Source organism: Streptomyces sp. NPDC040610, assembly GCF_055594065.1.
On the sequence record NZ_JBVIXA010000004.1, the window covers coordinates 254,452 to 273,636 of the forward strand.

The 19,185-nt window shown below is 72.2% G+C and carries 15 protein-coding genes; 11 read left to right on the forward strand and 4 right to left on the reverse strand.

What is annotated here, in order from left to right:
• Nucleotides 1-41: 41 nt before the first annotated feature.
• The 4 genes from ACZ6AA_RS17065 to ACZ6AA_RS17080 all read left to right on the forward strand — a co-directional run bounded on the left by ACZ6AA_RS17065 (nt 42) and on the right by ACZ6AA_RS17080 (nt 4,280).
• The gene (locus ACZ6AA_RS17065) at nt 42-1,724 is read left to right on the forward strand and encodes an amino acid adenylation domain-containing protein (RefSeq protein WP_471458671.1); all 1,683 of its coding nucleotides are present in this window, start codon (nt 42-44) and stop codon (nt 1,722-1,724) included.
• Between the two features lie 175 nt (nt 1,725-1,899).
• The gene (locus ACZ6AA_RS17070) at nt 1,900-2,118 is read left to right on the forward strand and encodes an MbtH family protein (protein WP_468449909.1); all 219 of its coding nucleotides are present in this window, start codon (nt 1,900-1,902) and stop codon (nt 2,116-2,118) included.
• A gap of 39 nt (nt 2,119-2,157) precedes the next feature.
• Complete coding sequence (locus ACZ6AA_RS17075) at nt 2,158-3,090, forward strand: ATP-binding cassette domain-containing protein (protein ID WP_468449908.1); 933 nt, start codon at nt 2,158-2,160, stop codon at nt 3,088-3,090.
• Nucleotides 3,091-3,269: 179 nt separating this feature from the next.
• Entirely contained in the window at nt 3,270-4,280 is a 1,011-nt protein-coding gene (locus tag ACZ6AA_RS17080) for an ArsR/SmtB family transcription factor (RefSeq protein ID WP_468449907.1), read from the forward strand.
• A gap of 295 nt (nt 4,281-4,575) precedes the next feature.
• On the opposite strand, the gene ACZ6AA_RS17085 is transcribed toward ACZ6AA_RS17080, so the two are convergent.
• From ACZ6AA_RS17085 to ACZ6AA_RS17100, 4 genes are all read right to left on the reverse strand, one after another.
• Nucleotides 4,576-7,128 (reverse strand): FtsX-like permease family protein, encoded by a 2,553-nt coding sequence (locus ACZ6AA_RS17085; RefSeq protein ID WP_468449906.1) that lies wholly within the window; start codon nt 7,126-7,128, stop codon nt 4,576-4,578.
• Entirely contained in the window at nt 7,125-8,075 is a 951-nt protein-coding gene (locus ACZ6AA_RS17090; protein ID WP_468483261.1) for an ABC transporter ATP-binding protein, read from the reverse strand. The genes ACZ6AA_RS17085 and ACZ6AA_RS17090 overlap by 4 nt, the downstream gene beginning before the upstream one ends.
• Before the next feature lie 94 nt (nt 8,076-8,169).
• Nucleotides 8,170-8,685 (reverse strand): flavin reductase family protein, encoded by a 516-nt coding sequence (locus ACZ6AA_RS17095; protein WP_468449905.1) that lies wholly within the window; start codon nt 8,683-8,685, stop codon nt 8,170-8,172.
• A 99-nt stretch (nt 8,686-8,784) separates the two neighbouring features.
• Nucleotides 8,785-10,335, reverse strand: coding sequence for a tryptophan halogenase family protein (locus ACZ6AA_RS17100; protein WP_471458674.1), 1,551 nt, complete (start codon nt 10,333-10,335; stop codon nt 8,785-8,787).
• Between the two features lie 403 nt (nt 10,336-10,738).
• On the opposite strand from ACZ6AA_RS17100, the gene ACZ6AA_RS17105 reads away from it, so the two are divergent.
• From ACZ6AA_RS17105 to fabG, 7 genes are all read left to right on the forward strand, one after another.
• Entirely contained in the window at nt 10,739-13,039 is a 2,301-nt protein-coding gene (locus ACZ6AA_RS17105; RefSeq protein ID WP_471458676.1) for an MMPL family transporter, read from the forward strand.
• 211 nt (nt 13,040-13,250) lie between these two features.
• Nucleotides 13,251-14,048, forward strand: a complete 798-nt coding sequence (locus ACZ6AA_RS17110) for an AfsR/SARP family transcriptional regulator (protein WP_405664174.1) — start codon at nt 13,251-13,253, stop codon at nt 14,046-14,048.
• A gap of 184 nt (nt 14,049-14,232) precedes the next feature.
• Nucleotides 14,233-15,264, forward strand: a complete 1,032-nt coding sequence (locus ACZ6AA_RS17115; protein WP_468483263.1) for a LysR family transcriptional regulator — start codon at nt 14,233-14,235, stop codon at nt 15,262-15,264.
• Nucleotides 15,265-15,454: 190 nt separating this feature from the next.
• On the forward strand, nt 15,455-15,721 hold the full coding sequence (locus tag ACZ6AA_RS17120) for an acyl carrier protein (protein WP_468449900.1): 267 nt from the start codon (nt 15,455-15,457) through the stop codon (nt 15,719-15,721).
• 41 nt (nt 15,722-15,762) lie between these two features.
• The gene (locus ACZ6AA_RS17125) at nt 15,763-17,004 is read left to right on the forward strand and encodes a beta-ketoacyl-[acyl-carrier-protein] synthase family protein (protein WP_468449899.1); all 1,242 of its coding nucleotides are present in this window, start codon (nt 15,763-15,765) and stop codon (nt 17,002-17,004) included.
• Nucleotides 17,001-18,086, forward strand: coding sequence for a beta-ketoacyl synthase N-terminal-like domain-containing protein (locus ACZ6AA_RS17130; RefSeq protein ID WP_468483264.1), 1,086 nt, complete (start codon nt 17,001-17,003; stop codon nt 18,084-18,086). Before ACZ6AA_RS17125 ends, ACZ6AA_RS17130 begins: the two co-directional genes overlap by 4 nt.
• A 130-nt stretch (nt 18,087-18,216) precedes the next feature.
• The gene (gene fabG / locus ACZ6AA_RS17135) at nt 18,217-18,963 is read left to right on the forward strand and encodes a 3-oxoacyl-[acyl-carrier-protein] reductase (protein WP_468483265.1); all 747 of its coding nucleotides are present in this window, start codon (nt 18,217-18,219) and stop codon (nt 18,961-18,963) included.
• The last annotated feature ends 222 nt before the right edge of the window (nt 18,964-19,185 follow it).

Genomic DNA, 19,185 nt, shown 5'->3' on the forward strand with positions numbered 1-19,185 from the left:
ACAGGAGTGGAGTGACGATGGTGACGTCGACCGTGTCGTCAGTGGCACACCCCAGCATGCTGTCCGGCGCGGTGCGCCGGGTCGAGACCGACTCGGTGGTGCGGATGGTGCGGGACCACGCGCGGCTGCGGCCGGACGCGGTGGCCGTGGAGTCGGCCGGACGGGTCGTGACGTTCCGTCAACTGTGGTGCGGAGTCCTGTCCGTGGCGGCCGGTCTTGAGGAGGCGGGGGTCGGCCCCGGCGACCGCGTCGCGCTGTGGGCCGACCGTACGGCCGGGGTGGTGACCGGGGCGCTGGCGGTGATGGCGCTGGGCGCCGCGTATGTGCCGATCGACCCGGCGCACCCCGGCGACCGCACCGCTGCCGTCCTGGCCGGTGCCGACCCGGCGGCGCTGCTCCACGACGGCGGCCCGGCCGCGGCCAGGCTGCCGGAGGTGCGGGTGCCTGTGCTGGATGTGGGGGAACTGCTGGGGGCGGGCGCGGGGGGTGCGTCCGGTGCGCTGGGTTCGGCGGGTTCGGCGGGTTCGGCGGGTTCGGTCGGGGGCGGTGGCCCGGTGGGCGGGGCGGGGGTCGTCGCGCCGCCGGAGCGGGTGCTGCCCGGACCGGAGGACATCGCGTATGTGGTGTTCACGTCCGGGTCGACCGGGGCGCCCAAGGGCGTCATGGTGCCGCACGCGTCGCTGGCCAACTATGTGTCCTGGTGCGGTGAGCTGGTCGGCGTGGGCGGCAGCGGCAGCCCGCTGTTCGCGAGCCTCGGGTTCGACCTGGCGATGACGTCGCTGTGGGTGCCGCTGGCGCGGGGCCTGCGGGTGGTGACGGTGTCCGGGCTGCACGACCAGGAGACGCTCTTCGGCGCCCGCGAGGACCCTTACACGTTCGTGAAGCTGACGCCGTCGCACGCCCGGTTCTTCGACGTCCTCGCGGAGCCGCCGCGGTACGACCTCGCGACGCGGCTGCTGATGTTCGGCGGCGAGGGCCTCGACCCGGCCCTGATCGCCTCGCTAGGCGACCGCCTCGACGGGGTGCGCCTGGTCAACCACTACGGCCCGACGGAGACGACGATCGGCTGCTGCGCGTACGCCTTCGACAGCGCCCACGTGCCCACGACGCCGACGGTGCCGATCGGCGCCCCCGCCTGGAACACCCGGGCGTACGTGGTCGACGACCAGCTGCGGCCGGTGGCGCCGGGGCAGCCGGGCGAGCTGGTGATCGCGGGCCGCGCGGTGGCCGCCGGGTATCTCGGGGGCCGGGACACCGGTGCGAAGTTCCTCGACGAGCGGGACCTGGGCGGCGCGGCGGGCCGGGCGTATCGCACCGGGGACATGGTGGAGCTGCTGCCCGAGGGCGCCCTGCTCTATCTGGGCCGCGGCGACGACCAGTTGAAGGTCAACGGCCACCGTGTGGAACTGGGGGAGCTTCGCCACCACGTCCTGGCGGTGCCGGGGGTGGCCGACGCGGCCTTCGACATAGTCCGGGGCCCGGTCGACACGCTGGAACTCTTCATCCGCACCAAGGACGCCACGGCCCCCGCCTCCGCGACCGCCGCCCCCGCCGACCGGGCCCCCGTCTCCGACTTCCCGGACACGGTCCGGGAAGCCCTAGCCGAGAAGCTGCCGTCGGCCCTGGTCCCGGAGTCGGTGCGGGTGGTCCCGGACATCGTCTTCAACGCCAATGGCAAGTGCGATGTGGCGGCGACGCGACGCCAGTTGGAGCGCGGCATATGAGCCCGTCCGGCGCCTGAGGCCGGGACCGGGGACCGGCCGCCCCGCCCTGCCTGATCAGCGGGACGTCAGAACCTTGTCAGAGCCGTGCCGAGAACATGGCGGTACGGGCCGGGAGCGCGCTTCGGGACCAGGTGCCAGGCCCGCCACCTGACTACTCGGATACGGAGTGTGCGACGTGTCGAACCCCTTTGAGGACCCGGACGGTTCCTTCCTCGTGCTGGTGAACGACGAGGGCCAGCACTCCCTGTGGCCCGCGTTCGCCGAGCGGCCGGAGGGCTGGACGGTGGCGCTCGGCGAGAGCCCGCGCGCGGACGCCCTCGCGTACGTCGAGGCGCACTGGACGGACATGCGCCCGCGCGGCCTGCGCGCGGCCGCGGACGCCAACGCCGCCTGACAGCCGTCGGCCACCGGACCTTGAGGAGTACTCGTGGGCATGGCGATTCGGGCGGAGGGTCTGCGCAAGCGCTACGAGCAGACCGAGGCGCTCGGCGGGGTCGACCTGGAGGTGCCGAGCGGAACGGTGCTCGGGCTGCTCGGGCCGAACGGCGCGGGCAAGACGACGACCGTGCGGATGCTGGCGACGCTGCTCGAACCGGACGGCGGCCGCGCCGAGGTCGCCGGGTTCGACGTGGTGCGCGAGGCGCGTGAGGTGCGGCGCAGGATCGGCCTGGCGGGGCAGTACGCCGCCGTGGACGAACACCTCACGGGCCGCGAGAACCTGGTCCTCATCGGGACACTGCTCCACCTGGGCCGTCGGGCCGCCCGGCAGCGCGCCCACGACCTGCTCGACCGCTTCGACCTGACGGCCGCGGCGGACCGCCCGGCGCGGACGTACTCCGGAGGCATGCGGCGCCGGCTCGACCTGGCCGCGTGCCTGGTCGCGACGCCGTCGGTGCTGTTCCTGGACGAGCCGACGACGGGACTCGACCCGGTGAGCCGGATGGCGCTGTGGAACGTGGTGCGTGAGCTGGTGGCGGACGGGATGACGGTGCTGCTCACCACGCAGTATCTGGAGGAGGCCGACTTCCTGGCCGACCGGATCACCGTCATCGACTCCGGCCGCGTCATCGCCGACGGCACACCGGACGAGCTGAAGCGGAAGGTCGGCGAGGAGCGCCTCGAAGTGTCGGTGGCGCGCCCGGACGGCCTGGCCGCCGCGGTGGCCGCGCTGCGCGGGGTGTCGGCCGACGAGCCGTCCGTGGACGCCGACGGCGGCCTCATATCCATCGCCCTGAGCGACGGCATGGGAGGCCTCGCGAACGCGGCGGTGGCCCTGCGCCAACAGGGCGTGGAGGTGGCCGACTTCGCGCTGCGCAGGCCGACGCTCGACGAGGTGTTCGTGACGCTCACGGGCAAGTCGGCGTAGGTCGGCGCGACGGCCCGAACGGCGGGGGCCGCACCGGGGCCGGCCTCCGCCACCACCTCCTCTCTCTTCTTCTCCTTCTCCACCTCCTTCTCTCTTCTTCTCTCTTCTTCTCTTTCTCTTCGCGCGGGACCCACACGGGACACGGGACACGGGGCACGCGGACACCTGGGGGCATCGCCATGCAACGAATCCACTTCACCGCCGCGGACTTCGCGCGGACGCGACTGAAGACGACGGCCGGGCCGCTGGCGGAGACGGCGTTCGCCTGCGGGCTGCTCGGCCGCGGCGTTCCGGCGCCGTTCGCGCGCTGGCGCAGCCAGGTCGGCAAGGCGCTGGCGCAGCGGCCGGGACTGCTGTCCGGCACGGGCGACCTGGACTCCCTGCTGCGGAGCATCGAGCGTTCCGACCGGGCGATGAGCGGTGAGCTCCTGGACGCGGCGGCGCCGGTCCCGCAGCTGCCGACGCAGGAGGCGGCCGGGGACCTGTCGCAGCTGTGGAAGGCGGTCGTGGCGCCGTACTGGGACCGGATCGTGGCCTACCTGGAGGCCGAGTGCGACGCGCGCGGCCGGGTCGTGATGGCGGGCGGCGTCGAGCTGCTCCTGGCGACCCTGCACTCCAAGATGACGTGGAAGGCGCCGGTCCTGGAGATCCACGACGGCCCCGACGAGGACATCTACCTCGACGGGCGCGGCCTCGTCCTCACGCCGTCGGTGTTCCTGAACCACCGCGCGGGCCGCGTCACCCGCAAGCTCGGCGAGAACAGCCCGGTCGTCCTGGCGTTCGCCACGCCCCCCGACGTACAGCAGGCGGCGGCACTGTGGGACGAGCCGGAGCCCGAGGAGAGCACCCAGAGCCTCGGCGCCCTGGTCGGCCAGACCCGCGCCGCGGCCCTGCACGTCCTGCGGGCCAGCTGCACCACCAGCCAGCTCGCCGACCGCCTCGGCATCTCCGCGGCCGGAGCCAGCCAGCACACGGCGGTGCTCCGCCAGACCGGCCTCATCACCACCCGCCGCATCCGCAACACGGTCCTGCACACCCTCACCCCCCTGGGCGTGGCCCTCCTCAAGGGCATGACCACCCGCCCCGCCCAGGCCGCCGAGCACACCCCCCGCCGCCGCGGCCCCCAGTCCACCCGCCTCCGCGTCGTGGACGCCATACCGGCCCAGCGGGCGGTCCGCCACGCGTCGTAAGCGACGCCCCCGTTCGTCACGAAGCAGCCCTCGATGAGGGCTGCTTCGGCGTTTCCGCCCGTCCCGCGTGCACGACCGAGGGCGCCCGTCCCGCGCGCACCACCGAGGTGTCCTATCCGCGCGCACCCCCAAGAGCGGCCGGGCCGCAGCGCCCCCCCGCAAAGCCGGGCCCCGCAAAGCCGGGCCCCGCAAAGCCGGGCCCCGCAAAGCCGGGCCCCGCAAAGCCGGGGACCCGGCACACGCACCTTCACGTGTGCCGGGTCCCCACAAGGCCGCAGGCCAGCCCCCGCAGGGCCTACTCCCGTACCCCCACCGCCTCCACCGGCCGGTTCCTCAGGACTGTCAGGGCGGAGATCAGGGTGGTCGCCAGGGTCAGGGCGAAGGCCGCCGAGACGACCGTGGCGAAGATCCAGGGGGAGCCCTCGGGGGTGGCCGTGCCCAGGACGCTCAGGCTCAGGGGGACCAGGGTGAGGGCCGCGACCAGGGAGCCGAGGAGGATGCCGGCCAGGGAGACCAGGGCGGCCTCCATCGCCATCATCTGCATCACCTGGCGGCGGGTCGCGCCGATGAGGCGTTGCAGCATGAACTCGCGGCGGCGTTCCGTGGTCGCCAGGGCCTGGGTGTTGACCAGGGCGATCACCGCGTAGCCGACGACCACGCCGAGGACCAGGTACGCCATCCACGCCTGGGTGTCGTCCTGTTCGGCCTGCGCGGCGGCCAGGGTGTCGCGGGTGGTGACCCGCAGACCGGGCCGGTCGTCGGAGAGCGCGGAGAGGGTGGAGGTCAGCTCGGCGCGGTCCGTGCCGGGCTCCGCCGTCACCATGATGCGGGGGATCAGGCCGGAGTCCGTGTGCCGGGCGAGGAACGCGGCGGGCAGCAGCGCCGTCTCGTACCCCCGCTCGCCCTTGACCGTGGCCACCAGCTTGAGCTTGACCAGGCTGCCGTCGCCGAGCCGCATCGGGACCATGTCGCCGATGCGGTGGCCGTCGGTGTAACGCGTCGGCAGGGCCACGGACTCGCCGCGCAGCGCGTCGAGGCTGCCCTCGGTCGCGCGGAACGCCGTCGTCTTCGAGATGCCCTCGGGCGTGACGCCCGCGAGGGCCATCTCGGGCGGGTCGGCCGCGCCCTCACCGCTGTCCGCGGTGGGCTCGACCGGTGTCCTCGGCTCGACGTACCCCCTGCTGGAGACCTGCGCGGACGCCGCGGCCACGCCGGGCTGGCGCCGCACCGTCTCCACCATGTCCAGGGGCAGGCCCCCGGCGTCGGAGGTCACGGCCAGGTCGGCGCGCAGGCTGTCGTCGAACGCCCGCTCCGCGCCCCGGGAGTTGGTGGTCTGCATGTAGATCAGGGCGATGGCCAGGCCGGTGGCGAGCATCACCGGCATCACCGCGCCCGCGAACCTGGCCGTGCGGGCCTGCGAGTTGAGCGTGGCGAGGCGCCCGGAGAGGCCGGAGAGCGAGCGCAGCGGCCGGAACAGGCCCCGCGTCATGGCCCGCGCGAGCACCGGCCCGAGCAGCCCGAACCCTGCCGTCCACACCATCGCCGCCGGAGTCGCGGCCCCGGCCGCCTTCGGCCCGTCCATCCCGGCCGTGACCACCGCGAGCGCGGCGCCGCCGCCGAGGCAGAGCACCGCGACGATCACCCGCGGCCAGCTGAACCAGCTCCGTTCGAGGCCCGCCTCGGCCAGCGCCTCCGTGGGCCGGGTGCGGGCCGGGCCGCGGGCCGCGATGAACGCGGCGCCGACCGCCGTGACCAGGGCCGTCGCCGCGCCCGCGATCAGCGGGACGGGGCCCGGGTGGAACTCCATGGTGTCCGGTACGACACCGGCGGAGGCGAACGCGTCGAGCAGGACGCGGCCGAACTGCGGGCCGAGCGCGCAGGCCAGCGCCGTCGCGATGACCGTGAGCAGCAGCGTCTCGCCGAGGATGAGGCGGCGCAGCTGCCCCGGGGTGGTGCCGATCGCGCGCAGCAGCGCCATCTCGCGCTGCCGCTGCTGGATGGACAGGCCGAGGGTGCTCGCGACCACGAACACGGTGACCATCGCGGCCAGTCCGCCGAAGGCTGCCGCGAGGGCGACGAGGTCGTCGCCGCCGGAGACGATGTCGGGGTTCTCGGCGCGGCCACGCTCGGAGCCGGTGAGGACGGTGAGCGCCGGGCTGTCCACGGTCTCCTCGACCGCCTTCGCGACCTGCGCCGGGTCGGCCCCGGGGCGCGGGAACACCCCGATGACGTCGGCCTTCCCGGGGCGGGCGGAGAGTTCGGCGGCCCGCGCGTCGGTGAGGAAGACACGGCCGGAGCCGCCGTCGCCGCGGGCGAGCCCGGAGACCGTGAAGCTCTGGGTGCCGCCGCCGACGAGGAGCCGGACGCGGTCGCCGGGGTCGACACCGGCCTGCCGGGCGAGGCGTTCGTCGAGGACGACCTGGCCCGGCTTCGAGGGCGCGGTGCCTTCGCTGACGCGGTACGGGGTGAGCTTGGCGGAGGACCAGCCGTGGCCGGTGACCTTCGCCGCGGCCCGCTTGCCGTCGGCGGACGCGAGCGCGCCGGGGAACGACACATCGGGCACCGCCGCGGCGACGCCGTCGACGGACCTCAGCCGCTGCGCCAGCTTCGCGTCCACGGGGACCCGCTCGACGAACGGCTCCTCGCTCTGCGTACCGAGATAGCGCTGGTCGGCGCTGACGAGGATGGGCGCGGCGGCGAGCCGCTGGGGCTCGGCCGTGCTCTTCAGGGCGCTCTGCAGGAGTCCGCCGCAGCCGACGACGATCGCGGCGCCGAAGAACAGCGCGATGAACGAGGCGAGGAAGCCGTTGCGGTGGTGGCGCAGGGTGCGCAGGGCGATCCTGATCATCGCAGGCCCTCCCACGCGGGCGCCTGCACGGAGGCCCGCGCGGACGGCCGCACGGCCCGCCCACCGGCCGCCCCGGAACCCGGGTCCGCCCCGGCCCCGCGGTCCACTCCGAGGCCGCCCCCGGCACCCCCGAGCGCGCTCCGCTCGGCCCCGGGCCCCGCCGCGGCCGGCGCGACCCGCTCCGAACCCCACGCCCCCAGATGCGTCATCCGCTCCGCCACCTGGTCCGGCGTCGGCTGCTCCAGGGAGCTGACGATGCGGCCGTCGGCGAGGAACAGGACGCGGTCGGCGTGCGCGGCGGCCACCGGGTCGTGCGTGACCATCACGATCGTCTGCCGCGCCCACCGCACGGACTCGCGCAGCAGGATGAGGACTTCGCGGGCGGTGTGCGTGTCCAGGGCGCCGGTGGGCTCGTCGCCGAAGATGACGGCGGGCTTGGCGACCAGCGCCCGCGCGATGGCGACGCGCTGCTGCTGGCCGCCGGACAGCTCGCCGGGCCGGCGGCCCTGCATCCCGGCGAGCCCGACCCGCTCCAGGACCTCTTCCACGGCCCCCCGCTCGGGCTTGCGGCCCGCGAGCCGCAGCGGCAGCGTCACGTTGTCGAGCACGCTGAGCGCGGGCAGCAGGTTGAAGGCCTGGAAGATGAAGCCGATCCGCTCGCGGCGGAGCTTGGTCAGCGCGCGTTCCTTGAGGGTGGACAGCTCCACGCCGTCGAGCCGCACGGAGCCCGACGTGGGCCGGTCCAGGCCCGCGGCGCAGTGCAGGAAGGTGCTCTTGCCGGAGCCGGAGGGGCCCATCACCGCGGTGAAGGTGCCCCGGTCGAGGCCGATGGACACGCCGTCGAGGGCGGCCACCTGGTTCTTCTGGCCCTTGGCGCCGCCGTAGACCTTGTGCACGGCGTCGAGCCGTACGACTTCCTGGGGGTCGGGGCTTGTGGTCCCGCTCATGAATGGCGTCCTTCGTGGGGAGTGAATGGGCTTGTGGCGGGTCGCGGAGCGTCGCTGGGGCCGTGGGCCGAAGAGGCGGGCGTGGGCCGGCGGGTCAGGTCCGGGACCAGGAGCGGAACTGCCGCAGTCCGTACAACAGCGGTTCCTGTACGTGGCGTTGGGTGATCCGGCGGGTCTCGCCGAAGACGGTGACGTGGCTGCCCATGCGCTGGGTCAGGACCACGTCGCAGTCGGCGACGGTGTGCGCGTCGCGGATCAGATGGGGTCCGGCGCCGTCCGGTGCCCGCTCCCAGGGCGTCGTGCGGAAGCGGTCGGGGTCGCCGGAGGCGAAGAGCTCGGCCACGTCCTGGGCGCCTTCGTGCAGGAGGTTCACCGTGAAGGCGCCGGATTCGAGGGCGGCGGCCAGGGTCGGGCTGTCGCCGCGCAGGCAGACGAGCAGGGTGGGCGGGTCGATGGACACGCTGCACACCGCGGAGCAGGTCATGCCGCGCGGCTCACCGTCGGCGTCGAGCGCGGTGACCACGCAGACGCCGGTGGGGAAGCGGCTCATCATCGTGCGGAAGCCGTCGGGCGTCGCCTCGGCGGCCACTTGCAGGGCGGGATCTCTCATGGGAGGGCCTTCCTGGCTCGGTGGGGGCGGGCATCCCGGCCGCGGGGCGCGTGGCCGGGATGCCCTGGACGTCGGTGGCGCGGCCGGGGGAGCCCGGCGTCACCGCATCCGCGCGAAGTAGTCGTAGGCCGGGGGCAGGGCCGAGGTGAGGGCCCGGGTCTTCTCGCGGATGGCGGCGAACTCGCGCGCGGCGGCGTCGGGTTCACTGAGTCGGGTGGCGGGCGACGCCTTCAGGTCGATGCCGCCCATGCCGAGCAGGATGCACATGTACGAGTACGGCGGCAGGCCGTGGTAGTAGGGGAAGACGGTCTCGGAGTCGGGCAGTTGGACCTTCCACTTCTCGATGCGCTCGGCGAGCCCGTCGGGCAGCGGGCGGGTCTTGGTGTCGCGCCAGTACTGGGTGTCGGAGCGCTTGGCGGCGGCGTAGTGCAGCGCCAGGAACTCGCGTACGCCGTCCATGACGTGGGCGATCGCGTCGTTGTAGAGGTCGCGGTGCGCGGGGTTCCAGGTCTCGTCGGGGAAGTTCTTCGCGAGCTGCTCGATGGCGTGGTGGATGAAGAAGATGCCGGTGGACTCCAGCGGCTCGACGAAGCCGCTGGACAGGCCGATGGCCACGCAGTTCTTCACCCAGGAGTTCTCGCTGCGGCCGATGCGCATCTTGATGTGGTTGGCGGGCACGTCCGCGGCGGCCGGGCCGACGAACTCGCGCAGCGTGCGCTCGGCGTCCTCGGGCGAGAGGTAGTCCTTGGCGTACACATAGCCCGTGCCCACGCGGCCCATGAGGGGGATCGTCCAGATCCAGCCCGCGTCCTGGGCGGTGGCGGTGGTGCAGGGCAGGATGCCGCGCTTCTGCATGTCCATCGGCACCTGGAGGGCGACCGCGCTGTCGTTGGGCAGCGTGTCCTGGTACGAGATGAAGGGGGTCTCCAGGGCCTTGTTCAGGAGCAGGCCGCGGAAGCCGGTGCAGTCGACGTACAGATCGCCGGTGATGTAGCCGTGGTCGCCGGTGGTGACGCCGGAGATCCAGCCGCGCTCGTCCAGGTCGACCTTCTTGACGTCGTCGACGATGTGCTTGACGCCGCGCTCCACGGAGTACTTCGTCAGGTACTTGGCGAGCAGCGCGGCCTCGAACTGGTAGGCGTAGGGGAACTGGGTCTTGCCCTGGTGCTCGGACATCGTCAGGCCCTGCATCTCGTCCGCGCCCTCGTCGAAGGGCTGGTCGATCAGGGTGCCGTCCAGGTGGCGCGGGCTGAGCCCGGCGTCGATGACCGAGGCCATCACGAAGCAGTCCTTGTCGAACCGGTCCGTGGGGCCCTGCTGGAGCCACCAGTCCGTCAGCGGCAGGCCGTTGACCGACCGCATCTGCTCGAAGGGGTGGTAGAAGTAGTGCCCTTTCTCGCGCCAGTCCTCGAAGCGCACGGCGAGCTTGTACGTGGCGTTGCACGCCGGCATCCAGTCCTTCTCCTTGAGTCCGAGGAACTCGAAGAAGTGGCGGATATCGCTGAAGGTCGCCTCGCCGACACCGACCGTGCCCACGTTGCCGGATTCAACGAGCGTGATGTCTATTCGGTCGCCGAACGCGGCCTTGAAGTACGAGGCCGTCATCCATCCTGCAGTTCCGCCGCCAACAATCACTACACGGTTGAGCATTGGTGACTCCCGTCGGGTGGCTTCACGATTGAAAATGAGCCTAGGAGTGCCGGGAACGCCGATCCAGGTCCTTAAGCATCGGCCGAAACTCGCAGGTGAAGCGAAGGAACGCGACCGTTCACAGAAAGCGCCAAGCGCTTGTCAGAGATGTGTCAGAGGGAGTTCGCAAGCATAGCTTCGGGCCTCTCCGTGCCCTTGCTTTCCCGGCCGTGCGTATGGCTGTTTTCGGCCGCCGGAATTCGCGGTGGGCAACGCACGGACCAGCCGGTTCCGGGCGCCGGACCGCCCCTCGGGGGCGGGACTCGGCCAGAAGCGGAGGCGTGGTTGACGCTTCTTCAGGGCACCTGTAATCCTCAACTTACACATGAAAGAACGTACTGAACGAGCTTGAGGAGCCGGTGCCGTGAAGAAGCAGCCGACCGTTTTGAGAGTGGCCAACTGGAGCGCCCTGCACCCGGGCCGGGCGATCGCCGGATGGTTCGCCTTCGTCGCCCTCTGCCTCGCCGTCGGCCTCGCCCTCGGCAACCAGCGCGCGGGCGACGGCGACTTCCAGGTCGGCGAGTCCGGCCGCGCCGAGGCCATCGCCTTACGGGCCGACGTGCAGGACCGGCCCACCGAGCACGTGATGATCTACGCCAAGTCCGGCGCCCTGGACTCCCGGCAGGCCGAGGCCGCCGCCCGGGACGTCACCGCCCGGATGAAGCGGCTCCCCGAAGTCGTCGGCGTACGCGACCCCGTGACCTCGGCCAACGGGAAGATGCTCCGCGTCGAGGTGTCCATGAAGGGCACCAAGCGCGAGGCCAAGGACTACATCGAACCGCTCCTGGACGAGACCGCCGCCGTCCGGAAGGCCCACCCCGGCCTGGTCGTCGAGGAGATCGGCGACGCGTCCGTGACGTACGGCCTGGAGAAGCAGCGCGGCAAGGACCTCACCAAGTCCGAACTCATCACGTTCCCGGTGACGCTGGTGACGCTGCTCGTGGTCTTCGGCTCGCTGATCATGATCAGCGTGCCGCTGCTGCTCGCGCTCACCTCGATCGCGGGCGCCGTCGGCCTGTCGATGGTCGTCTCGCACGCGGTGCCCGACTCCGGGCTCGGGATGAACATGATCCTGCTCATCGGCATGGCCGTCGGCGTCGACTACACCCTCTTCTACCTCAAGCGCGAGCGCGAGGAGCGCGAGCTGGCCGGCGGCAGGCTCTCGCCGGAGGCCCTCGTCGGCATCGCGGCCGCGACCTCGGGACGCGCCGTCGTCGTCTCCGCGCTCGCCGTCATCGTCTCCACCGCCACGCTCTTCCTCGCCGACGACACCATCTTCTCCACGCTCGCCACCGGCACCATCGTCGTGGTGCTCGTCGCCATGGTCAGCTCCGTCACCGTGCTGCCCGCGCTCCTGGTGAAGATCGGCCACCGCATGGACCGCAGGGCCCGGCGCGCCATGGAGCGCGGCAAGCCCGTCAGGCGCCGCACCCCCGAGAAGAACGGCCGCGTCTGGTCGGCCCTGCTCAAGCCCGCGCAGCGGCGCCCCGCGGTCACGCTCCTCGTCTCCGTGCTCGTCATGCTCGGCCTCGCCGCCCCCGCGCTCGGCATGGAGCTGCGCGTCCTGAACAAGGACACCCACTCCCGCCAGATCCCCGAGATGCGCGCCTACGACCGCCTCAACGACGCCTTCCCGCAGCTGCGCGGCGAGCACTGGGTCGTCGTACACGCCCCGCAGGATCAGCAGGACGAGGTCGCCGACGCCCTCACCGCGCTCAAGAAGAAGACCGAGGCCGACACCGACTTCGCCCGCACCCCCTTGGAGGTGCGCACCTCCAAGGACGGTCGCACCAGCCTGCTCACCCTGCGCGTCCCCTTCAAGCTGGGCTCCGACCAGGCCAAGGACTCCCTCACCCACCTGCGGGACGACTACGTCCCCGCCACCGTCGGCACGGTCCCCGGAGCCGAGTACGGAGTCGACGGGCCCATCGCCGTCGACCGCGACTACCTCGACAACCAGAACGCCAAGATGCCGCTGATCCTCGGTGTGCTGCTGCTCGTCACGTTCGTGATGACGGTCCTCGTCTTCGGCTCCGTCGTCCTCGGGCTCATCGGTGTCGCCCTCAACCTGCTGTCCGTGGCCGCCGCGTTCGGCGTGCTCACCGTGTTCTTCCAGTGGGGGCTCGCGTCCACCCTGTTCGGCTTCGAGGCGAGCGCCACCAGCGAGATCGGCAGCCGCGTACCGCTGTTCCTGTTCGTGATCCTCTTCGGGCTCTCGATGGACTATCAGGTCTTCGTCGTCAGCCGCATCAGGGAGGCGGCGCTCGCCGGTATGCCCACCCGCGAGGCGGTGCTCGACGGTCTTGCCAAGTCGGCCAAGGTCGTCACCAGCGCGGCCGTGGTGATGGTGACGGTGTTCTCCACCTTCGTCTTCCTGCACCTCGCGGAGATGAAGCAGATCGGCTTCAGCCTCGCCGTGGCCGTGCTCCTGGACGCCTTCATCATCCGCATCCTGATCCTGCCCTCGGCCATGATCCTCCTGGGCAGGGCCAGTTGGTGGCCCTCGACGAAGCTGCGCCGGGCCACGGGGGCCACCGGGTCCACCGGGGCCGCCGATGCCATCGGGTCGGCCGAGGCCGACGAGCCCACCGGGGCCCGGCAGGCACCCGCCATCCCCGCCGAGGACACGCCCCCGGTCCCCGTCGCGGCCGCCCGCACCCCCTGACGCCCCCCTCCCGAGCGAGGCGCCGGACCGGAATCCCCCGCCGGTCCGGCGCCTCCCACCTGCGACGAAGTCCCGCCCGCGGATGTGACATGGTCGGCCATACCACCTCCCGCCCCGACGGCCCGCCGGATGGTATTTCCCGCGGCGCGGCCCGCCGGGGCACGATGGATCTCACCACCTGGCCGACGATTCGTTACGGGGGTCTGGCACGATGGAAATTCAAATCCTTGGTTCTGTTTTCCTGTCCCACGAGGACAAGCAGTACGCGATGGCGTCCCGGCGCGTCAGTTCCGTACTCACCGTTCTCGCCCTCACACCGCGGGAGCCGATTTCCTCGGACCAACTCGTGGACGAACTCTGGGGCGAACGCCGGATGGCGAATGCGCGGAACGCGCTGCACGCCAATGTGGGGCGGCTCCGCAAATACCTGGAATCCATCACGGGAATCAAGGGCGGCGATCTCATTCGCACCGTCGGCAGCGGATATCTGCTCGACGTACCGCCGGAGACGGTGGACGCCCACCGCTTCCTGAAGCTCGCGGACGCCGGCGCCGACCTGGTCCACCGCGACCCGGCCGCGGCCATCGCCCGCCTGGAGCAGGCGCTCGCCCTGTGGCGCGGGCCCGCCCTGATGGACGCCTGCGAGGGACTGCGCTGCCGCATCAGCGCCGCCCAGCTCGAAGAGCGCAGGATCACCGCGTACGAGGACCTGACCGCCGCCAAACTGGCCGTCGAGGCACACCGGGTGTCGGTGACGGAACTGCGCCAGCTGGCCACGGAACACGCCGAGCGCGAGCGGCTCAGTGAACTTCTGATGCTCGCCCTCTACCGTGACGGACGACAGGCCGAGGCCCTTGAGGTGTTCCACGGAGCGCGCCAGCGCCTCGCCAGCGATCTGGGTCTGGAGCCCGGCCGCGCCCTGCACCGCGTCTACCAGGCGATCCTCCAGCAGGACGAGGGCCTCGGGGAACCCCGCCAGGCGCTCGCTTACATGGGGCAGACATCCTGACGAATTACCCTCAAACGGGATCCTCGGCCAATCCTGTGGGTATGGCCTGAACGCCGTGAACTTCCGTTCACCCCGGGGCTGTTAACGCGATGATCGGTAGACAGTCAACGCCCCGCTTGGTTAAGGTTCTTGGGCGTCTCGCATGCGGTCGTTCCAGTTCACGTGCACGTCTTCAACAACTTCCGTGAGGCGTTCGGGGGATTTGCCTTCAGGGGGTTACGGGGACTTGGACATAGAGCTGCGCCACGCCCGGATAGTGGCCACAATCGACGCTGCCGGGAGCATTTCAAAGGGGGCAGGCGAGCTCAATCTGCCGCAGCCCAGTCTCACCGCACAGTTACGCAGGATCGAAAGGGCAGTGGGCGGGGACCTGTTCATCCGGTCCCGCGCCGGGGTGACCCGCACCGCACTCGGTGAGCGGCTCATCCCCATGCTGTCCGACCTGGTCAAACGCGCGGAAGAGGTGATGGCCGCGGCGGCCGCGCCCACCTCGGGTCCGCTGCGGTTCGGGAACATGGAGTGGACGCCGCCGACCCTGCGCGGCGCGCTCCAGTCGGCGTTGCCCGCCGTCGAGTTGCAGACCGTCACGATGGACCCGGCGACCGCGGTCGAGGGCGTCCAGAGCGGCACGCTCACCGCCGCCCTCGTCCCCAGCATCACCGTCGCCGAGGCGGCCGAGGGGCCCGAACCGGCGCTCGGCAAGATGCTGATCGTCCGCGAACCCGTGTGGCTCGCCCTGCCGTTGCAGCACCCGCTCGCCGGGCGCTACAGCCTGGAGCCCGGCGAACTCGCCACGCTCGGCTGGGTCCGGTACTCGCAGGACCACTGGTTCCACGCCATCGAACGGCAGTTGTTCGCCGCCTTCGACCACCCGGACCTGGAGATCCTGCACCGCGTCGACGGGCACCGCGAGGCGATGAACTGGGTGCGCGACCTCGGCGTCGCCGCCCTCACCCCGCCCACCGGCGCCACCACGGATGTGCGCCTGGTGCCGCTCACCGGGCCCGAGCGCGTCGAGATGCTGCTGGTGTGGCGCAGCGGCGCGGTGCCCCGCGAGACCCTGCGCAAGCTGGTCGACACCGTCCGCCAGTACTACGGCGAGTACGCCCGTACGGTCCCCGGCTACTGGCACTGGATCGTCGAACACCCCCGGGACTTCCTGGAGTTGAACGGCTTCACGGCGCCGACGTCGCCGACATCGACGTCGACGTCCTAGGAGCCGCGCGCTGCCGGAACGTTCATCCGGCAGAGGTCGCAGAGGTACACGTGTCAGCCCCCGCACCGCCACGACCGGCGGCGCGGGGGCTGCGCCGTTTCATGGAGCGATGGGTTCCGAACCCCCGGCGCACCGGTGCGTCAGCCGTAAATCAGCCAGCTGTCAGGGGCCGTTCGCCAGCATCGTCGGCATGACCACAGCCAAGGAAGTCGCCGCGGTGGACCGCGCGAAGATCAAGGACATCGTCTGCGCGATCCTCGAGATCGAGCCGGACGAGCTGACCGACACCAGCCTGTTCAAGGAGGAGCACGACGCGGACTCGATGGCCGCCATCGAGATCCTCTCCCAGCTGGAGCGTGCCTTCGGCGTCGACATCGACCAGGCCGACCTGCCCCGCATGGTCCACCTCGACGGCATCGTCGCCGTGGTCGCCGACTCCGTCGCGGCCCGCGCCTAGCCGCCCCGCCCGCGGACCTCGGCCATCGACGACTGGAGGGCATGGTGCACGACAAGGAGCAGCGACCGCGCCGCGTGGTGATCACCGGCCTCGGGACGGTCACCAGCATCGGACTGGGCGTCGCCGCGTTTCTCGACGGGCTGCGATCCGGCCGGGGCGGCGTCAAGCCCATCACGGGCTTCGACACCACGGGATTCGCACACGCCAACGGCTGCGAGGTCGACGACTTCGACCCCGCCCGCTGGATCCACCACATCGACCCGGACACGCTCGGCCGGGCCACCCAGTTCGCGGTGGCCGCCGCGGGCATGGCCGTCGCCGACGCGGGCCTGAGCCAGGGCGAGCTGCGGGCCCGCAGGTCCCTGGTCTCCGTCGGCACCACCGACGCCGAGACCCGCGACCTGGACACGCTCACCGCCGCTCAACTGGCCGCAGGGCCCGAGCACCTGGACCCGGTCGTGGCGCGCCGCGCCCAGGCCGGGCGGCTCTCCACCGGCATCGTCCGCGAGCTCGGCCTCACCGACGTCGAGGCGCTGACCATCCCCACCGCCTGCGCCGCCGGGAACTACGCCATCGGCAACGGCTTCGACGCCATCCGCGACGGCGACGTCGACGTGGCGCTGTGCGGCGGCGCGGACGCGGTGTGCCGCAAGAACTTCGTCGGCTTCTACCGCCTCGGCACCGTCGCCCCCGAGGTCTGCCAGCCCTTCGACAAGGACCGCAAGGGCATCCTCACCGGCGAGGGCGCGGGCATCCTGCTGATGGAGAGCCTGGACTCCGCGCTCGCCCGCGGCGCCCGGATCTACGCCGAGGTCCTCGGCTACGGCCTCAACTGCGACGCCCACCACCCCGTCGCCCCCGACCAGGACTCCCTGGCCCGCTGCATGGAGGTCGCCCACCGCAACGCCGGGGTGAAGCCCGACGACATCGACTTCATCTCCGCCCACGGCACCGGCACCCGCGCCAACGACGTCACCGAGACCGGCGCCATCCGGCAGGTCTTCGCGACCCCGCCGCCCACCGTCTCCATCAAGTCGATGATCGGCCACTCCATGGGGGCGGCCAGCGCGCTCGCCTCCGCCGCCTGCGCCCTCGCCCTCACCGAGGGCTTCATCCCGCCCACCGTCAACCACGGCGAGACCGACCCCGAGTGCGGCCTGGACTGCGTACCCAACGAGGCGCGCCCCGCCGAGCTGACCGTGGTGCAGAACAACGCGCTCGCGTTCGCGGGCAACAACGCCGTCCTGATCCTCGGCCGGCACCACCGGGAGGCCGCGCGATGAACGACCTCGTCCTGTCCGCCTGGTCGGCGGTCACCCCCTACGGCGTGGGCGCCGAGCCGTTCCGCGCGGGCATCACCTCCGGGCGCGAGGCCGTCGCTGTCCTGGACCGCGAGACGCACCCCGGCCCGTTCACGCGCGGCGGGATCGTCCCGGACTTCAGCGCGGCCGAGTACGTCGGCAAGAAAGGCACCCGGACCATGGACCGGGAGACGGCGATCGCCGTCACCGCCGTGGGCCGCCTCATCGCCGCGTGCGGCGAGGGCCTCACCGAACGGCCCGACGAGGTCGGCCTGGTGCTCGGCACCGGATCCGGCAGCGTACAGAGCATCATGGACTTCACCCGCGACTCGCTGACGGGTGAGCGGCCCTACCACGTCGACCCGGCCCGGTTCCCCAGCACCGTGATGAACCGCGCGACCGGGCAGAGCGCCATCCGGCACGGCATCAAGGGCCCCAACACCACCGTCGCGGGCGGCGCCCTGACCGGCCTGCTCGCCCTCAGCTACGCCCTCAGGCTGCACAAGGGCGGGCACTGCGCCCGTGTCCTGTGCGGGGCCGCCGAGGAGTACTCCACGCAGCGCGCCTGGCTGGAGTGGCACGGCCGCGGCGAGGCCGAGCGGGACGTGCCGCTCGGCGAGGGCGGCGCCGTGTTCCTGGTGGAGCCCGCCGCCGACGCGCGCGCCGCCGGGCGCGGGCCGCTCGCCCGGATCCTCGCCACCCGCTTCCGCGCCCACCACTCCCCGGACGACGCCCGGCAGGCGCTCGCCGCCTGTGTGCGCGGCGCCCTCGAATCGGCGGGGGTCGGCGCCGACGCGGTACGTCTCGTCGCGCCCCTCGGCCTCGGCGGGCCGCTCGCCGTGCAGGAGGAGCGGGCCGTCGGCGACGCGCTCGGCGACGCCCGGCCCCGGTGGCTGCGGGTGAGCGCGCTGCTCGGTGACACCTCGGCCGCCGCCACCTGTCTGCAGATCGCCGCCGTGCTCGCCGCCGCGGGGGAGCGGGGCCTCCGGCCTGGTGAGGTGGCGCTGGTCACCGGGGTCGAGCGCGACGGCACGGTGGGCTGCGCCCTGCTTGGTGGTGCGTGACCCCGCGTTCCGGTGGCCGCCGCCCCGGTGCCGTCCCTGGGGGCTCCGCCCCGGACCCCCGATCGGCCTGAACGGCCTCGTCCTCAAACGCCGGACGGGCTGACATTCCCCCGACCAGAGGAGAAGCAGCATGTCCGCAACCGAACGGCGCGTGGCCCTGGTCACCGGGGGCTCGCGGGGCATCGGGCGGCACGTGGTGATCCGGCTCGCCCAGGACGGATACGACGTCGCCTTCTGCTACCAGTCCAACAAGGAGGCCGCCGACGCCGTCGTCGAGGCCGCGACGGCCGCGGGGGCGCGCGTGCACACCGCGCGCGCCGACGTCGCCGACCACGAGGCCGTACGCGACTTCGTGCGCGGCGCCGAGCGGGAACTCGGCCCCCTGCACACCGTGGTGTCCTGCGCGGGCATCGTCCGCGACAACCCCCTGGTCATGCTCTCGCCCGAGGACTGGGACCAGGTGGTCCGCGTCAACCTCGACGGGACGTACCACCTGTGCAAGGCGGCCGTGTTCGCGATGATGAAACGCCGCACCGGCTCCGTGATCACGCTGTCGTCGGTCGCCGGGGTGTACGGCAACGCGACGCAGACCAACTACTCGGCCACCAAGGCCGGGATCATCGGCTTCACCAAGGCCCTCGCCAAGGAGTCGGGGCGCTACGGCATCCGCGCCAACGCCGTCGCCCCCGGCTTCATCGTGACCGACATGCTCTCCGAACTCTCCGACGACCACGTGCGCAGGATGACCGAGCGCATCCCGCTGGGCCGCTTCGGCCGCCCCCAGGAGGTCGCCGACCTCGTGTCCTTCCTCGCCTCCGACCGGGCCTCGTACATCACGGGGCAGGTCTTCGGGGTCGACGGCGGACTCGTCGTCTGAAGCGTCGCCACCGGGACGACGCGCCCTCAGGATGCCGCCGGAGCCACGCTCCGGCGGCGCTCCCGGCATGCCCAGAACCTTCCGCCGGGCCTTCTGCCGGACCTTCCGCCAGGCCCTCGCCGGGCCTTCCGCAGGACCGGCGTCAGACCGCCATCAGCCCGCTGTCAGCGCGGTTTTCCGACGATCGAGGCTGTGACATCAGTGACCTTCGCTAGGGGATTG